The following is a 1,591-nucleotide window of genomic DNA, read 5'->3' on the forward strand; positions in this document are numbered from 1 at the left end:
AATGGTTATTGTGTCAGGAGTATATGTCTGAAGCTTTATTGCATCAGCTCCAGCCCATGCTGCCTTTTTTATTATTTCAACTGCCCTGTCGTAATCCTGAAGATGATTGGCTGACATTTCTGCTATAACAAAAGTCTTTCCCTCTTCTGATAATTGAAAATTTCCTATATTAAAATTTTTATTCATATTCCACCTCGTATTTAACATTATATTAATTTATCGATATATTGCGATTCTTCTTTAAAATTTAAAATGGACAATTGAGCATTGTCAATTGTCCATTATACATTGTATATAAATAAAAATTAATGTGTAGCTTTTAATACCGCAATATCAAAACAATTAGTTTTAGTTACATTTTCTAAATCACATAATTTATCAAGTCTAGTATTAACCTTAGTCTTAAATTCTGTTAAATCTGCTGTCTGATCATAAACAACATCCATTTTTTTGTTAAGACTTTTAACATCTTGTTTTAAAGCATTCACGTCTTCTTTTAATACATCTACATCTTCCTTCAAGCCGCTTACATTTTCTTTTAATTCAACCACATCTTCCTTCAAGCCACTTACATCTTCTTTTAATACATTTACATCCCTTTTCAGCTCATCCTGTCCTTCTTCTAAACTCCTAATACTGACTTTCATATCACTAATATCATTTTGCATTTGCTTTAAAATATTTAGAATTTCATTTTCCATTGATGCTACACCTCGCTCTAATTTAAGTAGGCATATTATATCATATATTTTTGTTTATTACTACTGGTTTTCCAGGATATCTTTTACCCTTTCAAAGTCCTCTATTCTATCAACACTTAAGTTTATATCTTTGTTTTCAAAGTATTTTCTTTCACCTTTTACATACCCAACCCTAAATTTATCTTGATGATTATATATGTAATATGTTACATGTTCTCTAAATGGCTGATAATCTTCCTTATTAATATTTTCTTCACTGCATACAATATCATATACTTTATCTAATGCTTTCTTTGAAAATACTTCTGTATCAAATCCTCTCTGAAATGTCTGTGGAACGTCAAGTCTTACATAATCATAATCATACATTAAAAATTTTGTTACCACATTATCTACAATTACAGGATTTATAAGAGGACAGTCACCAGTTACTCTTATTATTATATCTCCATCATATTTATCAGCTGTTTGTTTAAACCTTTCAAGAACATTATCTTCATCTCCTCTAAATACTTCAAACCCAATACTTTCAGTATATTCTGCAAGTTTATCATTTATTCCTAAAGTTGATGTAGCTAAAATGACCTGATCTACATATCTTGCTTTTTTAAGTGAATTTAACGTATAGGAAATCATAGGTTTCCCATTTATTTCTCTCATTACTTTTCCAGGTAATCTTTCTGACCCCATTCTTGCTTGAACTATACATATAACTTTCATAAATACAACCGCCTTTCAATTGACAATTGACTATGGATAATTGTCAAATTAATTGAGAAATTCTTAACAGATTTCTTTAATTATTTTAGAAATTTTATTATTCAACATTTCTTTAACAGTTTTTAATCTACAAACACTGCATCATCAAATCTTAACATTGTTTTTTCATT

2 protein-coding genes and 1 pseudogene are annotated in these 1,591 nt (G+C 28.4%); all 3 read right to left on the reverse strand.

What is annotated here, in order from left to right:
* Positions 1-186 (reverse strand): annotated as a pseudogene (locus Q0F58_RS19545) (pseudaminic acid synthase); the annotation flags it as partial.
* Positions 187-305: 119 nt separating this feature from the next.
* Positions 306-701 carry a hypothetical protein gene (locus Q0F58_RS19550; protein WP_294379766.1) on the reverse strand — a complete coding sequence of 132 codons (396 nt, stop codon included), beginning with the start codon at positions 699-701 and terminating at the stop codon, positions 306-308.
* Positions 702-761: 60 nt separating this feature from the next.
* Entirely contained in the window at positions 762-1,421 is a 660-nt protein-coding gene (locus Q0F58_RS19555; RefSeq protein ID WP_294379768.1) for a glycosyltransferase family protein, read from the reverse strand.
* Positions 1,422-1,591 lie beyond the last annotated feature (170 nt).

The sequence above is a fragment of the uncultured Clostridium sp. genome (assembly GCF_934754915.1).
Classification (GTDB): Bacteria; Bacillota; Clostridia; order Clostridiales; family Clostridiaceae; genus Clostridium.

Coding starts and splice junctions, on each gene's coding strand:
- Q0F58_RS19550 (WP_294379766.1), bottom strand. CDS start 701: ATGGAAAATGAAATTCTAAATATTTTAAAGCAAATGCAAAATGATATT.
- Q0F58_RS19555 (WP_294379768.1), bottom strand. CDS start 1,421: ATGAAAGTTATATGTATAGTTCAAGCAAGAATGGGGTCAGAAAGATTA.